The following is a 21,400-nucleotide window of genomic DNA, read 5'->3' on the forward strand; positions in this document are numbered from 1 at the left end:
TGCCATTTCTTTAATGGGGAAATGCACCGTGGTGACGGCCGGCGTTAACATGGTGCAGAGGCTGACACTGTCAAAGCTGACCATGGAAATATCACCGGGTACCGTCATGCTGCGCTCTCTGAACAGATCAAAAGCCCCCACGCACATCTCTTCGCTACAGGAGTAAACAGCAGTAATGTCTGGATGTTTTTCCAGAATTTCTGTCATGGCCTGATAGCCGCCCTGTCGGTCGTAATCCGCTTCCGCCACCAGTGATTCATCCAGCTCAATATGATGTTCACGCAGTGCCTGTTCATAACCCTGAAAGCGAAGCCGGGCGGTTAGTCGTTCCCGGGGGCCTGCCAGGCAGCCTATTTTTCGGTGGCCATGCTCGATCAGGTGTGCAACCGCCAGCTTACCCGCCTCCGCATGTTCGAAGGCGACGCAGCGGTCTTCAAGGCCGTCGACTTTTCGGTCCAGAAGAATGAAAGGCGTCTCTTCCTGAGCCAGCTCAATTAATTCTTCGTCGTATAAGTTGCGGGCATGGAGGATCAGTCCGTCGCAGCGCATATCCTTCAGCCGCTGTAGCGCCAGCTGCTCGCTTTCCCTCGTTCCCACGCTCTGCGTATCTCGTTCCCAATAGTGCGGGAACGCATACCTCGCATTCAGCTCTGTACCTGTGGATAGCTCTGCATTCCCACGCAGAGCATGGGAACGAGATGGACGGGATGATGGGGCGAGATGCTGTCGGAGAGTCTGTCTCGTTTCCACGGTCCCCCGTGGGAATGCATACCGAACCCGGTACAAATGAAACAGCCAGCATTCCCACAAACCCGGACAAAGAGAGGTTTCTCCTCATGCGGCCAGCTCCGTATGCATTCCCACGCAGAGCATGGGAACGAGACAATGCGGCCAGCTCCGTATGCATTCCCACGCAGAGCGTGGGAACGAGACAAAAGGCTTTTCTTTGTGCCTTTGTGTCTTTGTGGTTAAGCTTATTCAGCCTTATGGGTCAGGCTATATACATAGGCTGTAACCAGATGAACTTTCTCTTCACCGAGAATGTTATGCCAACCCGGCATTACACCATTACGTCCCTGACGAATGGTGTATTCCACCTGCGTCTGGCTGGCGCCGTAAAGCCAGATATTGTTGGTCAGGTTGGGCGCACCCAGAGCGAAGTTGCCAGTACCATCGGCGTTATGACAAACGGCGCAAGTCGTATTAAATATCTGCTTGCCTGAGTCCAGGTCGTCCTGACTCACTGTGGTATCCAGCCCCGACAAACTGCGCGCATAACTGGCCACCTGCTTCACGCCTTTATCACCAATAACGGCTCCCCAGGCGGGCATCTGTCCCTGGCGACCCTGGGCGATAGTCGTCTTAATGGCATCAGGCGTGTCATCGTAGAGCCAGTCATTATCGGTCAGGCTGGGAAAGCCGAAGTTACCACCGGCGTCCATACCATGGCAGAGCGAACAGTTGTTGATAAAGACCCGCTCACCCATTTTCAGGGCTCTCGGGTTTTTGATCAGCTCTTCAATGGGCGTGGCCGCATAACGGGCAAACTCCGGTGCATACCGTCGTTCGTGCTTAAGCTGATCCCGTTCCAGCTCGCCCACGGAGGTCCAGCCGAAGAGACCTTCCCACTTGCCCATGCCCGGGTAGAGAATCAGGTAGCCAACGGTGAACACCAGGGTGGCCACAAACATCAGGAACCACCAGTGCGGCATGGGGTTATCAAGCTCTTCAATGCCGTCGTAGGCGTGACCGGTTGTTTCTTCGGTCAGCTCCTTGCGCTGAGCCTTGCGTGTTGAGAACAGAAGCCAGGTGGTCAGGACAAGGCAGGCGGTGGTCAGTAAAACGATCCACCAGTGCCAGAAATCACTCATGGTTATTCGACTCCTCTTGTTCGGGAGTTTTCCCTGTGGCTGGTTTTTGTTGGTGTTGTTGATGATGAGGGTGATTCATCAGCAAAGGGCAGTGCAGCGGCTTCTTCGAAGTCGTTTTTTTTCCGGCCACTGTATGCCCAGAGTACTACCGCGGTAAACGCCACCAGGGCGGCCAGTGTCGCCAGTCCTCGAATTGTATTGATATCCATTAGCGCTTACTCGTAATTGCGGTGCCCAGTCCCTGAAGATACGCCACCAGGGCGTCCAGCTCAGTTACTCCCTTAACGGCGGCCTGCGCGCCGGCAATGTCTTCATCGGTATACGGGACACCCAAAATACGCAGGGTCTCCAGCTTGCGGGCGGTCAGTTCGCCATCCAGGGTATTTTCCGCGAGGAAGGGGTAAGCCGGCATGATGGACTGAGGCACCAGGTCTCTTGGGTTAATCAGGTGCGCACGGTGCCAGTCATCCGAGTAACGACCACCGACACGAGCCAGGTCAGGGCCGGTACGCTTGGAGCCCCAGAGGAAGGGATAGTCGTAAACCGATTCACCGGCTACGGAGTAGTAACCATAACGCTCAACTTCAGCACGCAGTGGGCGGATCATCTGGGAATGGCAGCCAACGCAACCTTCCCGAATGTATAGGTCACGGCCTTCCAGTTGCAGTGCGGTGTAAGGCTCGAGCCCGTCAACGGGCTGAGTGGTTTCGTCCTGGAAAAACAGGGGAACCAGCTCCACCAGGGAGCCAAAGCTGATGGCAACCACCACCAGAACCACCATCAGGCCAATATTCTTTTCAACAATATCGTGTTTGAAAGCCATTATTATTATCTCCCTGCAACCGGCTGAGGCGTCTTTTCAAGAGAGTCAAGAGCGTCGAGAGCAGTTCCCTCCGATTCACTGGCGGTACGATACACGTTGTAAGCCATAACCAGCATGCCGAGAAAGAAGAAAGCACCACCAATGGCCCGGACGATATAACCGAACCCGCTGGCTTCAACGGACTCGATAAAGCTGTAGGTCAGCGTGCCGTCTTCGTTCACTGCCCGCCACATCAGACCTTGCATGATGCCGTTGACCCACATGGCGACGATATACAACACAGTACCGATAGTTGCCAGCCAGAAATGGGCGTTAATCAGGCTAACGCTGTGCATCTGTTCTTTGCCGTACAGTTTCGGAATCAGGTGGTAAAGCGAGCCAAAGGAAATCATTGCTACCCAGCCCAGGGCACCGGCGTGTACATGGCCAATGGTCCAGTCGGTGTAGTGGGACAGGGCATTAACGGTTTTGATGGCCATCATCGGGCCTTCAAAGGTGGACATGCCGTAGAAGGAGAGAGACACCACCATAAAGCGCAGGATGGGATCGGTGCGCAGTTTATGCCAGGCGCCCGACAGCGTCATGATGCCGTTGATCATACCGCCCCATGAAGGTGCCAGCAGTACCAGTGACATCACCATGCCAAGGCTCTGGGCCCAGTCAGGCAGTGCTGTGTAGTGAAGGTGATGAGGGCCGGCCCAGATGTAAATGGCAATCAGCGCCCAGAAGTGAACGATGGAAAGACGATAAGAATAAACCGGACGCTCGGCCTGCTTGGGTACGAAGTAATACATCATGCCCAGGAAACCGGCAGTCAGGAAGAAACCAACGGCATTATGGCCATACCACCACTGAATCATGGCATCCATGGCGCCGGAATAGGCCGAGTAAGATTTGGTCAGGCTGACGGGCAGGGCGGCGCTGTTAACGATATGGAGCACGGCAACGGTAATAATAAAGGCGCCAAAGAACCAGTTGGCGACATAAATGTGTTTGCTCTTGCGCTTCATAATGGTGCCAAAAAACACCAGGGCATAACTGACCCAGACGACAGTAATCAAAATGTCGATGGGCCATTCCAGCTCGGCATACTCTTTGGAGGAAGTCAGGCCCATGGGCAGAGTAATGGCGGCGGCAATAATCACCAGCTGCCAGCCCCAGAAGGTGAAGGCAGCGAGTCGGGGCAGGGCCAGTGTCGCCTGACAGGTGCGCTGAACCACGTAGTAAGAACAGGAAAACAGGACACAGCCACCAAAGGCAAAGATAACCGCATTGGTATGCAGCGGCCTCAGGCGTCCAAAGCTGGTCCATGGCAGGCCAAGGTTAAGTTCGGGAAAGACCATTTGTGTGGCAATCAGCAGGCCAACGGCCATGCCGACCACTCCCCAGACCACGGCCATGATGGCAAATTGCCGAACTACCTTGTAGTCATAGGTCGGCGGTAATAATGCTGTACTCATGCTCCATGCTACCTTCGGTTTATGCTTATAAGATTTGGGGGTTATTGTGGGTAAACCGAAATGGAATTGTATTGATACGGATCAATGTCCGATCAAAAAGTGAGTCATTAGCGTTGGCTGTTGGGTGGTTAAGGGTTAATCAATTCCTGATTGCACTGGCTGAAAGAACCTTTCTTCACGGCCAATGGTAAACGGTTTGAAAAAGCAGAATGCGCGTGCTGTTTTTTGTGATTTTTTCAGTATGATAATGCTTATTCATTATGACTCTCTGGCTATTATTGCCAGAGTGGTAAATTGCACTAATCCCCTGAAAAATTAAAAGCACCAGTCCCTGCTGTTCCCCTTATTAAGCTTTAAACAGGCTTGGTGTACCAACAGCCGTGACTTCTTCTCTATTCTCATTCGGTTTTCAGGCGCATATTCCAATGCTCCTGAAATTTCGTCGCAATCATACAGAAATATAAGTGTGCCTGCTAATGCTTTTTCGGTCTTTACGTGGGTGGGCTGTTTGTCTTTGCTGTGGAAGAAAATTGCTACGGAGGGTCGGTATTGAAGGGATTATGTACCGACCCTCCGTGGCCAAATCTTTCATGTCTCTGGATGGGTGACGAACCACCGTTTAGTACATTTGTGTCTGCTGACTTGATTTCTGGCAGGGTACGCGCCGGACTTATGTACCTTTCTTTTCGGCCAGCCAGTTATTACCGGTTTGAGATGTGTTCCTGGCTGGTTCAGGTTGTAAACAGGAAGTGCGCTTACTTAGAATTATTCACAGTCTCTCAGGCTATACGGTAGTTGTAACTGACCCACTCGTTCCGGGCTGGGAATCTATATCAAGGGGATCCACTGGTTCTTGCTGTTGGTTCTCATGATGCTCAGACGGTTTGTCAGTTGTCTCAGACACACCAATGTATTTTTTTCCATCCACAGTAGGTCCTACAGCTGGACTGGTTAATATCGGGTGTTTTTTTGCATATATGCTTATTCCGCCAAGTAGTAAAAATACGCCAAATATAACCAATCCCGCAGCAATGAGAATGCAAACGGGGTTAACTTCCTGAGCATCAGTTAACGTAGACTCTGTTGTATTTGTTAATACGTCGCTGGCGTTGTTTTTTAGAGTTGACATAGATGACATAGTTGCATTTTCTGTTACGTTTGCGGTATCTGTCATACGGATTAAAGTACAGAACATTGTTGCAATGGTCCATTTTGCTAATGAAGAATCTCCAGATTGATGAAGTCCAGGTGAATGGTTTTTGCTTAAAAAGTTTGTCTTATTCGTTTTCGTAATGGAATGAGCTCCATCAGAGCCTTGCTCTTTTATGCCTGTCGGTTTGGTGTTTTGATTCGGCTCGAAATTATTCCCGCCTCTTAATGATTCAATTGACATTACTGCGAGTCCATTTTATTTGGTTGTAATTAAAAAGTTTGAGTATCATATAGATTTAGAGTGTTCATGAGATGAGAGTTTCTCAATGAACGGCCAAGCTAGTCTTGATGCCAGTGTAAATAAGATAGTCACAGAAAAATGGTTGTAAAAATAATTTTTTCTCATAGCTGGCATTTAACTGAATGCATTGAGTTATTTAAATGTTTTTTCTATTTCTGATCAGTAATGGAATGACTTTCTTTTGTTTTAACGGCCAGAGATATAGAAAAAGTCTGATTAAAGGTATCAGGTCGAACCGTAATGGTGCAAAATTGTCCGATTGTTTTTGAAATCAAATCAGTCGAGTTTCTTTCGGGAGGGTTAATTGGATTGGAACTGATATGGAATAAAGCCAGTGATGATGCGGAAGTACTGATTCTGGCCCACGGTGCGGGTGCGGGTATGGGCAGTGAATTTATGGAGCGTATGGCTCAACGGCTCTGTCAGTCCGGAATCACTGTCGTACGTTTTGAGTTTGATTATATGCAGCAACGACGGCTCACCGGAACAAAACGTCCCCCGGATCGGCAGCCAAAACTTTTGGCCTGTTGGGAGCAGGTTATTGAATTTGTGTATAAGCAGGTAAAAAAGCCGGTTTTTATCGGTGGTAAATCCATGGGCGGACGTATGGCTACATTATGGGCTTCAGAGTTGCCGGGTGGTGACCCGGTTCAAGAGCGGAAGTCCTTACCGGTAAAAGGTATTATCTGTCTGGGGTATCCGTTCTACGCATCAGGAAAAATGGATAAGCCCCGTATTGAACATCTGCTAACCATAAAAACACCGGTGCTTATTTTGCAGGGGGATCGTGACACTATGGGCAGCCTTAAGAGTGTAAATACCTATTCACTCTCATCCGCTGTGATCATTCGCTGGTTGCCCGATGGGAATCATGATTTGAAACCCCGGGTGGTTTCCGGTTTCAGCCAGAACGACCATCTTCAGACGGCGGTTGAAAAGATCAGGGATTTTATTGCGCAGGAAAACTGTGTTTCTCTTTAACATCAGGGAGTGAATCATTATGTCTTCACCGGGAGTTCAGGCAAGCAAGTACTGCCTGGGCTCTGAGGTATTTCTGAACATTCCTGCCAATTGAGCCTTTGATGTCTTCTTTAGCCAGACGCTTCAGTTTTCCTTTGAATCGACTCAAGGTGTTTTTGTCTTTCCCTGAACTTTTGTCGGATAACTTGAAATCTGATAGCAGCATAATTAAATCATCTGATATTGAAGGTTTTTTCTTAGAATCATCCACCCAGCGACCGATTATTTGCCATCTGTGCTCCGCTGTCTTATATGTTCTTTCTTTCGCCTTCATCCGCTCCAGATAAGCACTGCCAGGTTTTTCAGGTAATGTGTTCTGGGGCAATACTACCGGGTCCGGTTTAGGTAGCTGCTCAAATATCTTTAGCTTGTTTTCATCGGTTAATTTGTCGTCATTCCATATTTTTAGAGATTTTACTTCATTTTTTTTATTTTCTTTATTGGTGCTAAGGTAGTCTCGGATCAATATATAACCGGTGTTAATCAGTAAATCCGGCGGGCTGTTAATTTCGAGTATTGTCCATTTTTTACGTCAGGTGCGAGTTCGAGAAATGCCTGATACAATTCTTTTCCCCTTTTAGCCTCATAAACATAGAGCAATGCAGCGAGGGATCCAAATGCAAGCTGGTTTTCGCAGTACAAATCATTGTCAGATAGTTCCAGCCATTCAGCTCGATGTTTCAGGAATAATTCCATGGGGTTAAGTTCCCCGTTGTCGGCAAGTTGTTGAGTAATGTCCTGTAGTGTGTGGATACACTTATAAACATTCTGCGTCAGGTATAGGTATATCGAGCTTTTACTGAAGTCTTTTGCCCGGAAACCAGTAATATTGATGATCCAATACGTAAAATAAAAGTTCAGTTTTTCAATAGATAAGCTCTTATTTTTCAATTCGGATTTGATATGCTCATACGTAGAATTTGGACCTTCGTTATTAATCCAGTGACGCAAGTGGCTATCAGGCATAAAAGCTATCTGCAGCCAATCTATGGCGTTTGCGATGCTTCGCACTCTTTGAACTTTTCGCGCAACTCCTTGGCCAGAGGGTATATCTTATCCGCGCAAGGAGTAGTGGCACTGGCTCACACTTCCCGTGGCATTGACTTTGATACGGTTATTTCAGGCATTTACCGGGCTCAGTGTGAGGCCAAAAAGAAATTCGGACTCGAATCCCGGCTGATAATGTGCTTTCTCCGCGACCTGAGTGCGGAAAGTGCTGCAGAGCATTTGCAAATGAGTTTGCATTACAGGGATTGGATCGCCGGGGTTAGGCTGGATTCTGATGAGCAGGGCAATCCGCCATCAAAATTTGCCAAAGTATTCTCTGATGCAAGAAAGCAGGGCTACCAGTTAACCATGCATTGCGATGTTAATCAGGAAAATACCCTGATTCATATCAGGGAGTGCCTTGACCTTATCGGGGTTGATCGTATTGATCATGGGTTGAATGCCCTTGAGGATGAACAGTTGTGTGCTGATATCCTTCACCGAGGCATCGGTTTAACCATTTGTCCGGTTTCAAATCGTTTTGTTGTGCAGTCGCTGACCTCTGAAGAGATCAGAGTCATGCTGGACAAAGGTATAAAGGTCACCGTCAATTCAGATGATCCTGCTTATTTTCGTGCCTATATTAACGAAAATTTAATGGCGCTTGTTGAAGAAGGTGATTTTACTCAAAAAGAGATCGTACAACTGGTGACCAGTGCGTTTGAAGAAATAGCCTGGTTGCCTGATGATATTAAAGCTGGTTATCTTCAGAGGCTCGACCAGTATGTTGCCGGGAGTGTCATGGACGAGGATGAGCGTCTTTGATAAATAGTTTGACTTGCCCTGGTCTACCTGAATCTATAAAACAGATGGATATGGGCGATCAGGGCTGATAAGGCTCAATGACTTTACGGAGTTGCTAATGACAATGACTTCAGAGTGGGTTGCCGCGCTGCCAAAAGCAGAGCTGCACATACATATTGATGGCAGCCTGCAGGCAGAACGGATGTTGCAGCTGGCGAAAAAAAATAACATTGATCTGCCCTATGGGACCGTTGAAGAGGTTGATAAAGCCTACCAGTTTAAGGATTTACAGAGTTTTCTGGATCTTTACTACCTGGGTGCTTCTGTTTTGCGGGAAGAGGCTGATTTCTATCATTTGTTGATGGATTACCTGCTTAAATGTCAGGAGAACACCATTGTCCATACGGAGATAATGATAGAGCCCCAGACGTATCTGGCCAATGGCATTGGCTTTGACATCTTTATGCCGGGTTTTAAACGAGCCATTGTTGATGCCCAATCCCGGTGGGGTATCAGTGTGTTGTTAATTCTCAGTCTGTTAAAACATACGACGGAAGAAGAATGTATTGAGGTTTTGACAATGGCTGATGGCTATCCGGGGGATTTTGTTGCCCTGGGTATGGCAAGCACGGAAATGGGTAATCCGCCGGAAAAATTCCAGCGGTTATTTCAGCTGGGCAGAGAGCGGGGCTATCGCCTGCAAACTCACGCCGGAGAGGAAGGTTCTGCCGATGTTATCTGGGGCAGCCTGCGGGTGATGCAGGCGGAACGTATTGATCATGGTGTCCGTTGTACCGATGACCCGCAGCTGGTGGACTATCTGTGCAGCCGGCAGATACCGTTGACCGTCTGCCCGCTTTCCAATGTTCGTCTTCGGGTTTTCGATAAAATGGCAGACCATAATATTATTGAGCTGCTGAAAAAAGGGATTCTGGTTACGGTGAACTCGGATGACCCAACTTATTTTGGTGGTTTTCTAAACGCCAATTATCAAGCGTTGGTTGATGCCTTTAACTTGGATAAAGAAGACGTGCTTGCATTGGTGAAAAACGGATTTCGGGCCAGTTATTTGCCTGAAGATCGGGTTCAGAAGTTTCTGGATGAGTTGGATCAAATGGAGGCTGGTTAATATCGCCAGTGGATCACAGGCGATATGAGAAAAAGCACCTCCCTGAAAAGAGGTGCTGAAGGAATTATCGATTGTTCTTGAGAAACTCAATAGACGGTGCAAAAAAAGCACAGCCGGTAACGGGTGTGGAAAAGTTCATCAGATGATCGTAATGGCCGTCACGGTCAGCTTTGATCATCGCTTCCAGCATCCGATTAAAATGCTCTGGTGTTCTGCCATAGGCAATAAAGAACAGGCCCGCTTCTTTTGAGTCACCGTAGGGCATGCTGTGCCTGAGGATTTCCATGCTTTTGCCATGGTCATCTTTCAGGTTCACTCGCTTGGTATGAGCAACCGGTGCTTTCTCTTCAGAGCTGAATTCAATATTGTCCTGTTTGCTTCGGCCAAAGATTTTTTCCTGATCTTTCAGTGGGCATTGCTGCCACTCTTTCAGGTGGTGAACGTAGCGCTGGCTGTTAATATAACTGCCACCGGAAAACTCGCTGTCTTCATCACCGGATTCTTCACTGAGAATGGCAACGGTTGCCCGGTTACCACCTTCCGGATTTTCTGTGCCATCAACAAATCCGGTCAGGTCACGACTATCGAGATAGCGAAAGCCATTAACCTCTTCCTGTACGCTAACGCAGCCATTGAAATGGCCCATTACCTGCCGCATCAAACTGAAATTAATATCTTTTCGATCTGAGCGAATGTGAAGTAGCAGGTCTCCGGGGGTTGCAGGTGCCTCACGGCTGCCATCTTTCACGGCAATGAAAGGTTGCAGGGCTGCTGGTTTACTACCCGGATAGAGTTGACCCCAGGCGTCACTGCCAATGCTGATGGTTGAGCTGAGTCTGGCATCAGGGTGCTGGAGAGCCAGAGTGCTGGTCATTGTTGGAATATCAGCCAGAGTCTGTCTGATGGTTTTCAGGTTTTCACAATGGCTGTTAATCGTCAGCACAAGAAACAGGGCGTCACTATTGTCATCCGGAGTGATGCCGGATTGGGATGTTGGCATGATATTACACCAATTGGAAATTGGGCATTATATTACCATTGCAGAATCTTTATTACTGTCGGGGATCAATGTAGTTTTTTTTTGTATTAGTAGGCATAAATGCAATCAGAAATGGTTGTTGATTGATCTTATCTGGACGCTGTTTTGTCAGTATAAGGATTAACGTGTGGGGGCAAAGCATCATGGAAGCTGTATTGGTGAAACTGGTATGGATGTATGTGTGTAGCAGGGCTATCCTTTATTCACAATTTTCTTTCATCCTTGGTTTGCTTCCAGGCTCAGAGGGAGGAATGTCCGAGTATAGTGAAAAGTGAGAGTACCCTTTGCCCTCTGTTAATGATAGTCCCGTTCGTTTTTTTGGTTTAGGTAGCAGGGATGGTTTTGCAGATCAGAATTGTTCCAGATGTAAAAAGAGTTTGTCGCAAGATAAGGCTGTTCGCTTTGAAAATGAGCATGCCAAGAGGGTCTTTAGTCATCGGATTGTTTTTTTTCCTTCAGTTTGTGATGGGCGGCACTTAATACATACCAAGTGCGCTATTGAGATTCTTGATAAATCCAAAAAAATCTCTTGCCCGGTATGTAAAAAGAAAGTTGAACCTGTCGGTCAAGTGCGTCTACTTCTTTCAAAATATAGTGCTGTGGAGAATGAATGTGATCAACTTCATGAATTGTTAGACTGGCTGAAAACCGGAGTAGTGGGGAGGTTGATGGTTGTTCAGTTTACTGAAAGAATTGCTGGTTTGAAGAGGTTTGTTGATATTGACCCTGTTGCAGAAAAGCTTTATTTAATGGCAATAAATGTATTTAAAGAGGCTTGTGTCAGTAGAATCTCTAAGCTTTTAGATTCTCATGCGGTTGGTGAAGCCATCAAATTGACCAAAGGACTGTTAATGCATTGGCAGAGTGATCTCAAAAATGAGCTTGAGGATCTTTGGTTGCGCCGTTGTCGACGGTTGGAAATATGGTCGAAGCGTGCGTCTTCAGATAAACTCCGTTATTATCAAGAGGTTAGAAAGATTCTTCGCTGTTTTCATGAAAATAATGATATTAAACACTGCTTTAGGGTAATGGTTTTTTCTGTGGCGAATTCTCTTTTAAGGTGTCCCGATGATTATAAATATGGCGATTCCGAAATAATATGTTTGAAAATCGCCAGATCAAATGGCTGTAAAAAAAGCGGTGAGCTTGTGGCTAAGATTTTGCTGGGGAAGTCAAAATGGGTTCTTGCAAATCCGACTAATGTTTATCTGGAGTCTATTAATAAGGCGTTTGTTGATATGGGTTATGCGCAGAAGTATGGATCACAGAGGGTTAAGGGTGAGCTGAGTACTATTGGTATTTCATTTTTTGATTCATTAAGTAGCCACAGGTTTGATGCTATGAGGAAAAAAGCCAGTGACATTCTTTCATTACCGAACTCGAATAAAGCGAAAATAAAAAAAGTGTTAAATTGGTTGGATCTTGTTTTTTGGTATGGCACTCAACAGCAACAATGGGCTGTCTGGCATCTTAATGTTACGGCTGACAATCGCATAACGCGTTAATGATATTGTACCAATAAAACGGGCTTGGAATGGCTGGTATTATTTTCGAAGAGTCAGCCTCTCATGAACCGGGTCGGTATAGTTTATATGATAAAGTTAACCCATTAAACAGAGAGTGATTACTTATTCCTGTTTTTCTAAATGCCTTTAAAATGAGTCAATTTTAAGGTGCAAAAGGAGTTGACCCCCTTGTTAACGGCTTCAGCAACCTCTCGGCGTGTGTGGCATTTTGCCTGGCCGGCCATTATTTCTAATATCTCCGTTCCTCTACTGGGGCTGGTGGACGCAGCTGTCCTTGGGCACCTTTCTTCCCCTGAATATCTGGGTGGAGTGGCCATTGCTGCAACCTTGTTCAGTATGTTGTTCTGGGCATTTGGCTTTTTGAGAATGGGGACCACCGGGCTGGTGGCACAGGCTAAAGGCCGAAATGATGTGCAGGCACTCCGGAAATGGTTATTACAGTCTGTGGTATTTGCCGGGATTACCGGCCTGGTGTTAATTCTCTGTTCGCCTTTTGTTTTGCAGTTTGCCCTGCCATTTTTTGCGGCCAGTGATGAGGTGGCTCGTCAGGCTCAAATCTATTTTCAAACCCGTATTTTTTCAGCACCGGCCGTATTGATTAACTATGCCCTGATTGGCTGGCTGATCGGGATGCAAAGGCCGAAAGGGCCGCTGTTAATTCTGGTGCTTGGCAATGCGGTTAATATTGTGCTGGATCTGCTGTTTGTCCTGGGTCTGGGGTGGGCTACCGAGGGCGCTGCCATGGCCACGGTGATCGCTGACTATCTTTCTCTTGCGCTGGGAATATTGATTGTTGGCCGTATTCTGAAGACTGAGGGTGGGGTGTTTAGTCGGGATATGGTGCTGGACTTTTCAGCACTGCGTAAGCTGCTGATGCTTAACCGTCATTTATTTGTACGAACGCTGTGTCTGTTGTTTGTTCAGTCCTTTTTTACCGCGCAGGGCGCTCGTTTTGGCGATGAGATTCTGGCTGCTAATGCGCTGTTGTTGAATTTGATGGTGTTGATTTCAAATGGTCTGGATGGCTTTGCTCATGCGGCAGAGGCCTTGACTGGAGAGTCGATCGGTAAAAGAGATCGCAAGCAATTTCATCAGGTAGTCAGGGTTACCGGCTGGTGCTCCCTGGTCTGTGGCGGGCTGTTTTGTCTGCTGCTGGGCCTTGGCGGGAACTCTCTGCTGGGCTGGTTGACCAATATTCCAGAGGTTGCAGAACAGGCGTCTGCTTACTTGCCGTGGCTGATAGCAATGCCTTTGATTGCGGTTTGGTGCTTCTGGTTGGATGGTGTCTTTATTGGTGCCCTTAGAACCGATATGATGCAGAACACAATGTTGATCGCGGTGGTTGTCGTATTTCTTCCGGCCTGGTTTCTCTTTCGTGACTTGGGGAATCAGGGGTTGTGGCTGGCCTATACGGTATTTATGGCAGCGCGGGGCCTGGGGTTAATCTGGGTTTATCGCCGATTCAGTAGGAATGATGTCTGGTTTGCCACCCGGCATGACTTTTTTTGAGGGGCAGGTTTGAAGGGGTTTAATGACTGAAGTGGTTTCTGAAGAGATAGAAGTACAACATGAGCTGGATACCTGTGGCCTGTTTTGCCCGGAGCCGGTGATGATGCTGCATAATAAAATCAGGGATATGTCACCGGGAGAGGTGGTCAGGGTGCTGGCTACGGATCCTTCTACCAAACGGGATATTCCTAAATTCTGCAATTTTCTGGATCACCCGTTGCTTGAACAGCAAGAGCAAGGTAGTCAATTTATCTATTGGATTAGAAAGAGAATCCAGTAGTACAGGGTAAGGAAGAGCCACTGTCATAAACTAAGGAACTGTCCTGAAATAACTTCCACATTTTGAACTCAATCTCCGTTCATCCTGAGCGGAGTCGAAGGGTGCCTGGCACGATCTATCAGCACGATCTATTATGGCTCGAGTTCACGCCTTTAGGCCCTATGGGTCCTTCGACTCTTCGTCAAGCTCAGAGTTCAGGACGAAAGGGGTTTGGATACTCGGATATGTGGAAGTTATTCAGGGTCAATTCCTAACTGTTGATGACAGTGGCTCTTATTATGGGTTGCTTCTGGGAAAACTATCCTGAATTATGGCCATACCAACGCACAAAACAGAATAGATATCCAATCAGTACACTTCTGCGATCAATGTTTTAAACCGGCACCCCAGCGGATTTCGTAAGGCTTTGGATAAGTGCCCTGGCAGCATGTTTGGCTGCGGCCGGGAAGCCCTCTCGAGCTATAAACTCCCTTTTAATAGCATCACTATCGAGTAGTGCTTTTGCCAGAAGGTCTTGTGCAGTTGTAAGTTCCTGGGGTTTTGCTTCCTCAGTTTTCACTTCTTCATTTTTAACTGATGCCGATGGGTCCGTGTTACTGGCATCTGTTGCCTCTTCTTTTTCTGGGGTTTTTAATACCAGAATATGACATGCTTTGAGATAGCCTTTCATTTCCTTTGATAGTGATGTTGCGAAAGACGCAAGGAGTAATGTTTCCCGGGACATATCAGGTATTTTTTTTTGTAAGCTCTCTTTAATTTGGTGTAAATCTGCCTCGGAAAATACTTTTTTTGGTGGGGTTGATGAATGTTCAGATGTTATTGTTACTATCTCTTTTAAAGTGTTGATTAGGGTTGTTGTGTCTTCATCTGTGAGCTTGTTGTTCAAATCATCTATTTTACTTTCATATTTTGATCTTTCTTCCGTAAAGATGTTTTCATTGGGGTATTGGCAGTAAATTGCGAATTTTTTAATGGATTCCGGGCTATCAAATTTAAGGGTGACAACATTATCAGGGAGAGGGCCGATATCAAAGCCTGACGTTATCTGGAATTTTAATAGAACGAGCGTGTTTTTAATCTGTTGTTGCGTTTCTTTATCTGGAAAGTTGGTCTCTATGTCGGATTCGACAAAACCTTGCCTTTCAACAGCCATGGAATGAGTACCTTGTTTAATCTGGCTATCACCACGCGAGGTTTGCGCGAGATTGTCTAAAGCTTCTTTGAGATCATGCTCTGTATCTGATCGCTGGCGTGGTGATCGTGACTCATCTGAAATCTTGTTGTGGAAGGAAAAGACTTCTTTTAGTTTCTCTAAATCGGCAACGCCAGCGAGATTGCACTGGCTAAGAGCCAGGGATAGGAATTTTTTCTGATCATCGGTCATTTCCTCAGAATTTTTTGATTCAGTAAGAATATTGAAATGATAAGCAAGAGTTTGAGCCACGAATTTCGATTCGTTTGGCTTCGCTGAAATCAACTGTCTTGCTGTGTCGATTCTACTATTCCATGTTTGCTGAAGCTTCATCAAGTTCGGATCTTTTATAGAGTTATTGTCATTGGGGTTATCTTCTTCTTTAGTAGTCTGCTCACCTTGAATGGGCTGGTTGGTTTTTGAGTGGGGTGAGCCTGAAATACCTGCACCTTGCATAATAAGCACCGTTATTAAAAAATCAGTTGATTTAAATATCCATTCAGGAGTCTCTCGATAACTTCCTGTAAGAAACTAATGTAGTTTAATAATTCGTTTTTTTGAAAGAATTGATTGACTGATCTGTTGATTTTTTGCGGAGGAGTCTCCATCTAATAGCATCATTCAGCGCTCTCAGGCTTTTCTTGTTCTTGTAAAGAGCTGGGGCCGTTGGTGGAGGGTTGGGCTGGTATTTTCTATTTCAGATTAAGCTATGTGAATAAGGGCGACTCTATGTATTGCGTCGCCATACAGTACATTGGGCTACACTGTGCTGGAACTTTCGCGCTGTTTCCCGAATAACAAAAGGTATATCAATCGTTGGTGTCAGTTCCTCGAAGTGGCTGCTTAATATCCGTTGCAGTCCGGTACGGGTGTCTACGGTTTCTCCGTTTTCACGGATGCCTCCCAGCCAGTTTTCCTTCGGTGTGTACTCTTCCAGCCAAGTGTAAGGTGAGGTGATCACTAAAATTCCACCGGGACAGATACGCTCATGGATCATACCTAAAAATTGTGCCGGGTTGTTAAGGCGATCGATCAGGTTGCCAGCAAAAATCAGATCATAATCGGTATAGATAGGTTTGAGGTTGCAGGCATCCCCCTGGGTAAAGCGGATGCGGTTGACATCGATGCCATCCAGCCCCGGCTCAGCCACATCGGCAATACAATAATCACCCAGCTCACCCTCAGAGGGTACGTGGTAGCGGATTATTCCCCGTTCCTGCAGCTCTGCTGCGGCTGAGATAAATCGAGCCGAGAAGTCTATGCCATCTACATGCTGGAACCATCGAGTGAGTTCAAAACTGGTGCGCCCAACGGAGCAGCCCAGATCCAGTGCCCGGGTACGGGGTGTATCACCAGTCACTTCATGGCAGATTCGTGCACAGGCTTCCGGGTAGTTTGGTACGTCAAAAAAGGTGTCCCCAAAATGGAAGGCCAGATATTGTGCAACCAGTGCATCGGTTTCGTAAGGGTTGCCGGATGTATTGGTAGCAGCACTGGATTCCACATAGCGAAAACCAGCGTGTTGGAAGAAGTGCCGTCGAAAGGCGTAACGTGAATCTTTAATGGCGTAGTTGCCGGTGGATATCCAGCTGCCTCCTTTGATGACATTGTGCCGTCCATCAAAGGTTGGGGTTGAGAAGTCGTCATAACAGGGGTGGATGCGGAAACCTTCATAACTATCAATGGGGGTGGAGGTCCACTGCCAGACATTGCCGATGATGTCGCATAATTCTCCAGTGCGGAAGCGATCAACCGGACAGGAGGAAGCCCAATACTCAAGGTTAATATTACCCGGTGCTTTATCCCACCAGGGCTGGTCGGTATTGATGGCTTCGCGCAGGCAATACCACTCGGCTTCGCTGGGTAGCTGGATCTGTTTGCCGGTGACTTCCGATTTCCAGCGGCAGAATGCCTGGGCCTCGTGGCAGTTAACATCCACCGGCCAGTTCCAGGGCATGTCTATTTCTTCCAGTATGGTTCTATAGCGAAAGCGGTCTCCGTTCGGAACCCAGAACGCTGGATGTTGCGCTTTGCTGTGAGCATTGTGAGCGTTGCTGAAGGTTGACCAGGCCCAGCCTTCATCGCTCCACCAATACTCGTTGTCGTAGCCTCCGGCATCCATAAAGGTTTTGAATTCCTGATTGCTTACCAGGTATTCGCTGGCTTTGAAGGGGGAGACTTCAACATCAAGGTGGCCGTATTCGTTATCCCAGCCATAGAGCGTATTGTCATACTCTTTGCCTAACCGAAGTGACCTGCCGGCAATATCAATAAGTTTGTTTTCCGGTGTTGTGTCGGACTCTGTGCACGGTTGCCAGTAACGGTGAGGTTTGACACAGGCGATGGGGAGCTGGCGAATCAGAACCGATGATGTTTCAAGGTGAATGCGTTCATGTTCAATGCCCATCAGGATGATCCAGGCAGGGCTCTCCCAGGTGATTGGGATTTCCAGTGGCATATCTTGAATAAAGTTGGAAACCAGGGTTCGTACCTTGCAACGGTACGCGCGAACCTGTTGTGCGGAGGGCCAGCGATAGTGGTTATCATCCAGATCATCCCAGGACATTTCATCGACGCCAATAGCTACTGTGGATTCGATGTGGGAATCAACCCTTTCTGATATAAGTTTTGCAGTAATCAGTTTGTTAATAAAAAAAGCAGCGGTATGCCCGTAGTAGAAGATCAGAGGGTGACGAAGGGGAATGGCTTTTTCAAACCAGGCTTCGTCACAGGCAAGGGTATCAAACAGCAAGTCATACTGATCAAAGGTTTGCAGGAAATAGTTTAATAACTCCTGACGTTTGCTTTCCGGGTTGCCATCATTAAGAACCAGTGTTCGAGTGACTTTTTTCGGGGGAGCGTCTGGGGTGACGTCTTGGATGACACAGCAGTCTATCTGACTTGCAGTATTCTCAGCCACTTTTCATCTCCTGGGTAGTGAAATCAGTTATCAGTAAGTAGTACTTTCGTATTAATTTCTTGTGGTGTGCTTCATTGAAAAACAGCGTGCCCAGCAGTTATTACTATTAAATGGATGCATGCGGTGCAGATGCGAGAAAGGATTTCAATGGATTAATCAGGCTCTGAGATGGTGAATGCAACAGGGATTCAGTGTAGTTGAACGTAATGTTTGCAGGTGATTTCAGGGGGGGTATTGAGTCGAGTTTTAGTGGCAGGCTGACTTCTGTCAGAAAAATTGAGTGGCGTCTGGTGCATGGTTTCATTGGAATTGATCGGTGGCGGTTGGGTCGAGCGAATGCGAGCCCCAACAAAACTATCTGTATCTTCGGTGAAATTGTTGGGGCTCACTCCGTTCGACCCAATCTACCTGTCAAACGCATTGAAACCATGTACTGGTTGTTTGTCTATTCAAAGATTGGCATGGTTGGCGGTCAGCGCCTTTTGGTATCTCAGGGCTGGAGTAAGTATTTGCGTCGGTGGGGCTATTATGGCAGGTGTAAAGTTTGCTATGATAGTACGTTATTTCGCGGGCGGCTGTTCTACCCGTTATGCCGTAGCCAGTGGTTAACACCGGTTATTGTCATGGCCGGGGTTGCCGAACTCTAATCCTTTGCATGAAGGCGGGGTACTGCATGGCTGTAGTTGCCAAAAAGTCATCCATGATTTTCTTCTCGGATCCAACTGACCATTACTGTCACCGGGTTCGTATTGTTCTGGCAGAAAAGGGCGTTGCTGTCGATGTTCAGAATGTTAATCCGGAAAACCTTCCCAGGGAGCTTTCCGATCTGAACCCTTACAACAATGTGCCTACGCTGGTTGATCGGGAACTGGTTCTGTATGAGCCAAACGTCATGATGGAATATCTGGACGAACGTTTTCCTCATCCACCGTTGTTGCCTGTTTATCCGGTCAGCCGTGCCCAGAGTCGACTGATGATGCATCGCATCCAGAAAGACTGGTGCGCCCTGGTGGATACGATTCTGGATCCCAGAACCAAGGAAACACCGGCTGCCCGGGCTCGTAAAGAGCTGAGGGAAAGCCTGCTGGCTGTTGAGCCTATTTTTTCTGAAATGCCGTTCTTTATGAGTGAAGAGTTTACTCTGGTGGACTGTTGTGTTGCGCCTATCCTCTGGCGTTTGCCTGTTCTGGGTGTTGAATTGCCCAAACAGGGGAAGTCGATTCTGGACTACGCTGAGCGTTTATTTGAGCGTGAGTCGTTCCAGGAGAGTCTTTCTGAGCTTGAAAGGGAAATGCGTGAGTAATCCTGGCTATTGGTGTGAGGTGTTGTGAAGTGCTTGTCCGGAGGTTGTTATGACAATGACCAGTAGCCGTTCGTATATTGCCAGGGCACTGTACGAATGGATTCTTGATAATGATTGCACACCCTATATTCTGGTGGATGCCCATCGCCGTGGCGTAGAGGTTCCGCAGGAGTTCGTGAATGATGGTCAGATTGTTCTGAACATCTCGCCAACGGCTGTGCGGGCTATGAATATTGGTAATGATTACCTCATGTTTGATGGGCGCTTTGGTGGTCGTGCATTGACCATTACGGTTCCCATTCCTGCATTGATGGCTATCTATGCTCAGGAAAATGGTCAGGGGATGGTTTTTGAGGCAGACCCTCTGGAGGATCAGGAAGAGCCTGAAGAGGTTCAAACTGAGGTGGTAGAGGGAGAGCCTCCTCAGCCGCCGAAAAAGCCTGGACGTCCTCATTTGAAAGTGGTTAAGTAATTTTCAATCTGTTTAATAAGAGTCGCATCGCGGCTCTTTTTTTTAGATTTTTTTTGACTTTTAATCCCTCGCACCGTGAGCAGATTGGTCTGAATAGCTGGCGACTTCACCCATTGAAATAACACTGATGCGCAAAAAATTGTCAGTAAATTGAATGTTTCTATAAGGAATTTGTCAGAAGTAAAAGTAACTAATAAAAGAGCAGTTAAATGATTCCCACACAAAACCCCGGTAGAAACTTTCGGGCTGATTTTTTCCAGGGTACTAAAACAGGAGAACAGATGGCAGGTTCTGGCTGTTTTAGTCGAGCCTTGAACCGATTAGTAACTTGTTTTTCTGGAGAGAGAGCTGGTCTGGCTGATCAAGCTCCATGCAGCACAGCTTATGGTCAACCGAGAAAGGTCTCTACTCTGGCAGCTTCAGGTGTTGATGAGGAAGGTACGGGAGGGCTTGAAGCAAAAAATGGATGGGGAAAGACATTAGGGTGTGAAGATATTACCCAAGCCTTATCCATGCTGTTGGGAGTCGAACCGGATGAAGAATCGCTGGCATCGGGCGGTGAAGGTGATGTTTATGTTGGCGTTAATCAAGCTTCAAAACACTATGCCATCAAAGTTATACGCAAACAACGTCAACTTAATCTGAAAGACACTGCAGGAGAGTTTTGCTGCCTGCAACTGGCAAGGCATCCTAATATAGCGACCGTATTAGCGCTGATCCTCCACAACTCTTCAAATAAGACGTATGTTGCTATTAGAAGCCTGAACGATATCCCTCCAAAAATGTATACCCAATACAGGTTAGCAGCTGTTATCAGTGAACTTATAAAAGGCTGTACTTTACATAAGGCCTTGAATTCGACCAAGGGGGTTTTGGGTAGAGAGTGCAGTTTGATTTCCAGGTGGCGTCAGACCTGTAATATGGGTCGCCAACTGGTCAAGGCATTATCAGACTGTCGCGCGCATAATATTATTTACAGGGATCTTAAGCCTGACAATGTTATGATGGTTGATACCGGTAACAATGAGCCAGACAATCCCGATATAAAACTGATTGATTTTGGCCTTGCTAAAAATATTACAAGGCTCGGGCGTACTTATTCTATATGTGGCGCTCCTTTTTACTTTTCTCCAGAAATCGTCCTGGATGCCAGCAGCAGAGACAGGCAGTCACAAAATGGGCATACGTATAGTGTTGACTTATGGGGGCTGGGGGTAATGCTGGCTGTCATGCTGACAGGAAACGATCTCAGGTCATTATGCTGCAAACCAGAAGATGATGAGTTTATAAAACTTAATTCAAATAAAGGATTTTCAACACCTCAGAGCTATATATACACTCTGGGTTTTGCCCGGATGAACGAGACGAAAAAGAAGCAAATACTGCTTGATGCCATGCCTGTAGAAGGAAATAGTCTTCCTCAAATCAACGCTCTTGTTAATTTGATCCTGGGATTAACCAAAGAAACTCCGACAGAGAGAACATCACTGATCGAAGCAGGCCGAATCCTGGATGAGATTATAAACCAGAGACCTTAATCATATCTTGGAGGCTCAGGGCCTGAAACTTTTTACAGATGGGCTGGTCGAAATTATGAAATACCAATGGTCAG

21 protein-coding genes are annotated in these 21,400 nt (G+C 47.0%); 10 read left to right on the plus strand and 11 right to left on the minus strand.

All coding sequences use genetic code 11. From position 1 onward, the window contains the following. The 6 genes from RM811_RS19785 to RM811_RS19810 form a co-directional block, all read right to left on the minus strand. Window positions 1-750, minus strand: a 750-nt coding sequence (locus tag RM811_RS19785) for a substrate-binding domain-containing protein (protein WP_402527590.1), incomplete at its 3' end; no start/stop codon positions are given. 224 nt (window positions 751-974) lie between these two features. Beyond that, window positions 975-1,871, minus strand: a complete 897-nt coding sequence (ccoP, locus tag RM811_RS19790; protein WP_402527592.1) for a cytochrome-c oxidase, cbb3-type subunit III — start codon at window positions 1,869-1,871, stop codon at window positions 975-977. Between the two features lie 2 nt (window positions 1,872-1,873). After that, window positions 1,874-2,080 carry a cbb3-type cytochrome oxidase subunit 3 gene (locus tag RM811_RS19795; RefSeq protein WP_402527593.1) on the minus strand — a complete coding sequence of 69 codons (207 nt, stop codon included), beginning with the start codon at window positions 2,078-2,080 and terminating at the stop codon, window positions 1,874-1,876. Continuing rightward, window positions 2,080-2,694, minus strand: a complete 615-nt coding sequence (gene ccoO, locus RM811_RS19800; protein ID WP_402527595.1) for a cytochrome-c oxidase, cbb3-type subunit II — start codon at window positions 2,692-2,694, stop codon at window positions 2,080-2,082. The genes RM811_RS19795 and ccoO overlap by 1 nt, the downstream gene beginning before the upstream one ends. Before the next feature lie 5 nt (window positions 2,695-2,699). Further along, window positions 2,700-4,154 (minus strand): cytochrome-c oxidase, cbb3-type subunit I, encoded by a 1,455-nt coding sequence (ccoN, locus tag RM811_RS19805; protein WP_402527596.1) that lies wholly within the window; start codon window positions 4,152-4,154, stop codon window positions 2,700-2,702. Between the two features lie 784 nt (window positions 4,155-4,938). Beyond that, on the minus strand, window positions 4,939-5,547 hold the full coding sequence (locus RM811_RS19810) for a hypothetical protein (RefSeq protein WP_402527597.1): 609 nt from the start codon (window positions 5,545-5,547) through the stop codon (window positions 4,939-4,941). A gap of 369 nt (window positions 5,548-5,916) precedes the next feature. Between RM811_RS19810 and RM811_RS19815 the strand changes: the two genes are divergently transcribed. Then, complete coding sequence (locus tag RM811_RS19815) at window positions 5,917-6,588, plus strand: alpha/beta family hydrolase (protein WP_402527598.1); 672 nt, start codon at window positions 5,917-5,919, stop codon at window positions 6,586-6,588. 25 nt (window positions 6,589-6,613) lie between these two features. Here RM811_RS19815 and RM811_RS19820 read toward each other — a convergent pair whose 3' ends face one another. Beyond that, on the minus strand, window positions 6,614-7,093 hold the full coding sequence (locus RM811_RS19820) for a hypothetical protein (RefSeq protein WP_402527600.1): 480 nt from the start codon (window positions 7,091-7,093) through the stop codon (window positions 6,614-6,616). Window positions 7,094-7,110: 17 nt separating this feature from the next. Next, the gene (locus RM811_RS19825) at window positions 7,111-7,593 is read right to left on the minus strand and encodes a hypothetical protein (protein WP_402527602.1); all 483 of its coding nucleotides are present in this window, start codon (window positions 7,591-7,593) and stop codon (window positions 7,111-7,113) included. A gap of 105 nt (window positions 7,594-7,698) precedes the next feature. Here RM811_RS19825 and add point away from each other — a divergent pair, with 105 nt between their 5' ends. Beyond that, window positions 7,699-8,439 carry an adenosine deaminase gene (gene add / locus RM811_RS19830; protein WP_402527604.1) on the plus strand — a complete coding sequence of 247 codons (741 nt, stop codon included), beginning with the start codon at window positions 7,699-7,701 and terminating at the stop codon, window positions 8,437-8,439. A gap of 97 nt (window positions 8,440-8,536) precedes the next feature. Next, window positions 8,537-9,547 (plus strand): adenosine deaminase, encoded by a 1,011-nt coding sequence (locus RM811_RS19835; protein WP_402527605.1) that lies wholly within the window; start codon window positions 8,537-8,539, stop codon window positions 9,545-9,547. Between the two features lie 64 nt (window positions 9,548-9,611). Here RM811_RS19835 and RM811_RS19840 read toward each other — a convergent pair whose 3' ends face one another. Next, window positions 9,612-10,547 carry a Dyp-type peroxidase gene (locus RM811_RS19840; RefSeq protein WP_402527607.1) on the minus strand — a complete coding sequence of 312 codons (936 nt, stop codon included), beginning with the start codon at window positions 10,545-10,547 and terminating at the stop codon, window positions 9,612-9,614. 416 nt (window positions 10,548-10,963) lie between these two features. Here RM811_RS19840 and RM811_RS19845 point away from each other — a divergent pair, with 416 nt between their 5' ends. From RM811_RS19845 to tusA, 3 genes are all read left to right on the plus strand, one after another. Further along, a complete protein-coding gene (locus RM811_RS19845) occupies window positions 10,964-12,091 on the plus strand; it encodes a hypothetical protein (RefSeq protein WP_402527609.1) in 1,128 nt (375 codons plus the stop codon). 189 nt (window positions 12,092-12,280) lie between these two features. Next, entirely contained in the window at window positions 12,281-13,621 is a 1,341-nt protein-coding gene (locus tag RM811_RS19850; RefSeq protein WP_402527610.1) for an MATE family efflux transporter, read from the plus strand. A 22-nt stretch (window positions 13,622-13,643) separates the two neighbouring features. Further along, window positions 13,644-13,901 (plus strand): sulfurtransferase TusA, encoded by a 258-nt coding sequence (gene tusA, locus RM811_RS19855; RefSeq protein ID WP_402527612.1) that lies wholly within the window; start codon window positions 13,644-13,646, stop codon window positions 13,899-13,901. A 373-nt stretch (window positions 13,902-14,274) separates the two neighbouring features. Here the strand turns inward: tusA and RM811_RS19860 are convergent, their stop codons facing one another. Both RM811_RS19860 and ovoA read right to left on the minus strand, forming a co-directional pair. Beyond that, a complete protein-coding gene (locus tag RM811_RS19860; protein ID WP_402527613.1) occupies window positions 14,275-15,549 on the minus strand; it encodes a hypothetical protein in 1,275 nt (424 codons plus the stop codon). Between the two features lie 271 nt (window positions 15,550-15,820). Beyond that, window positions 15,821-18,013: a 5-histidylcysteine sulfoxide synthase gene (gene ovoA, locus RM811_RS19865; RefSeq protein WP_402527614.1), complete on the minus strand. Its 2,193-nt coding sequence runs from the start codon at window positions 18,011-18,013 to the stop codon at window positions 15,821-15,823. 197 nt (window positions 18,014-18,210) lie between these two features. Between ovoA and RM811_RS19870 the strand changes: the two genes are divergently transcribed. The 4 genes from RM811_RS19870 to RM811_RS19885 all read left to right on the plus strand — a co-directional run bounded on the left by RM811_RS19870 (window position 18,211) and on the right by RM811_RS19885 (window position 21,326). Then, window positions 18,211-18,660, plus strand: coding sequence for a hypothetical protein (locus RM811_RS19870; RefSeq protein WP_402527615.1), 450 nt, complete (start codon window positions 18,211-18,213; stop codon window positions 18,658-18,660). A 26-nt stretch (window positions 18,661-18,686) separates the two neighbouring features. Continuing rightward, the gene (locus tag RM811_RS19875) at window positions 18,687-19,316 is read left to right on the plus strand and encodes a glutathione S-transferase N-terminal domain-containing protein (RefSeq protein WP_402527616.1); all 630 of its coding nucleotides are present in this window, start codon (window positions 18,687-18,689) and stop codon (window positions 19,314-19,316) included. A 55-nt stretch (window positions 19,317-19,371) separates the two neighbouring features. Next, a complete protein-coding gene (locus RM811_RS19880) occupies window positions 19,372-19,788 on the plus strand; it encodes a ClpXP protease specificity-enhancing factor (protein ID WP_402527628.1) in 417 nt (138 codons plus the stop codon). 209 nt (window positions 19,789-19,997) lie between these two features. After that, window positions 19,998-21,326: a protein kinase domain-containing protein gene (locus tag RM811_RS19885; protein WP_402527617.1), complete on the plus strand. Its 1,329-nt coding sequence runs from the start codon at window positions 19,998-20,000 to the stop codon at window positions 21,324-21,326. Window positions 21,327-21,400 lie beyond the last annotated feature (74 nt).

Source organism: Endozoicomonas sp. (assembly GCF_031844845.1).
Lineage (GTDB): Bacteria > Pseudomonadota > Gammaproteobacteria > Pseudomonadales > Endozoicomonadaceae > Endozoicomonas.

Bases quoted from the DNA above. Each gene is read 5' to 3' on its own strand.
- ccoP (WP_402527592.1), bottom strand. From the start codon at position 1,871: ATGAGTGATTTCTGGCACTGGTGGATCGTTTTACTGACCACCGCCTGC.
- RM811_RS19795 (WP_402527593.1), bottom strand. From the start codon at position 2,080: ATGGATATCAATACAATTCGAGGACTGGCGACACTGGCCGCCCTGGTG.
- ccoO (WP_402527595.1), bottom strand. From the start codon at position 2,694: ATGGCTTTCAAACACGATATTGTTGAAAAGAATATTGGCCTGATGGTG.
- ccoN (WP_402527596.1), bottom strand. From the start codon at position 4,154: ATGAGTACAGCATTATTACCGCCGACCTATGACTACAAGGTAGTTCGG.
- RM811_RS19810 (WP_402527597.1), bottom strand. From the start codon at position 5,547: ATGTCAATTGAATCATTAAGAGGCGGGAATAATTTCGAGCCGAATCAA.
- RM811_RS19825 (WP_402527602.1), bottom strand. From the start codon at position 7,593: ATGCCTGATAGCCACTTGCGTCACTGGATTAATAACGAAGGTCCAAAT.
- RM811_RS19835 (WP_402527605.1), top strand. From the start codon at position 8,537: ATGACAATGACTTCAGAGTGGGTTGCCGCGCTGCCAAAAGCAGAGCTG.
- RM811_RS19840 (WP_402527607.1), bottom strand. From the start codon at position 10,547: ATGCCAACATCCCAATCCGGCATCACTCCGGATGACAATAGTGACGCC.
- tusA (WP_402527612.1), top strand. From the start codon at position 13,644: ATGACTGAAGTGGTTTCTGAAGAGATAGAAGTACAACATGAGCTGGAT.
- RM811_RS19860 (WP_402527613.1), bottom strand. From the start codon at position 15,549: ATGCAAGGTGCAGGTATTTCAGGCTCACCCCACTCAAAAACCAACCAG.
- RM811_RS19875 (WP_402527616.1), top strand. From the start codon at position 18,687: ATGGCTGTAGTTGCCAAAAAGTCATCCATGATTTTCTTCTCGGATCCA.
- RM811_RS19880 (WP_402527628.1), top strand. From the start codon at position 19,372: ATGACCAGTAGCCGTTCGTATATTGCCAGGGCACTGTACGAATGGATT.
- RM811_RS19885 (WP_402527617.1), top strand. From the start codon at position 19,998: ATGATTCCCACACAAAACCCCGGTAGAAACTTTCGGGCTGATTTTTTC.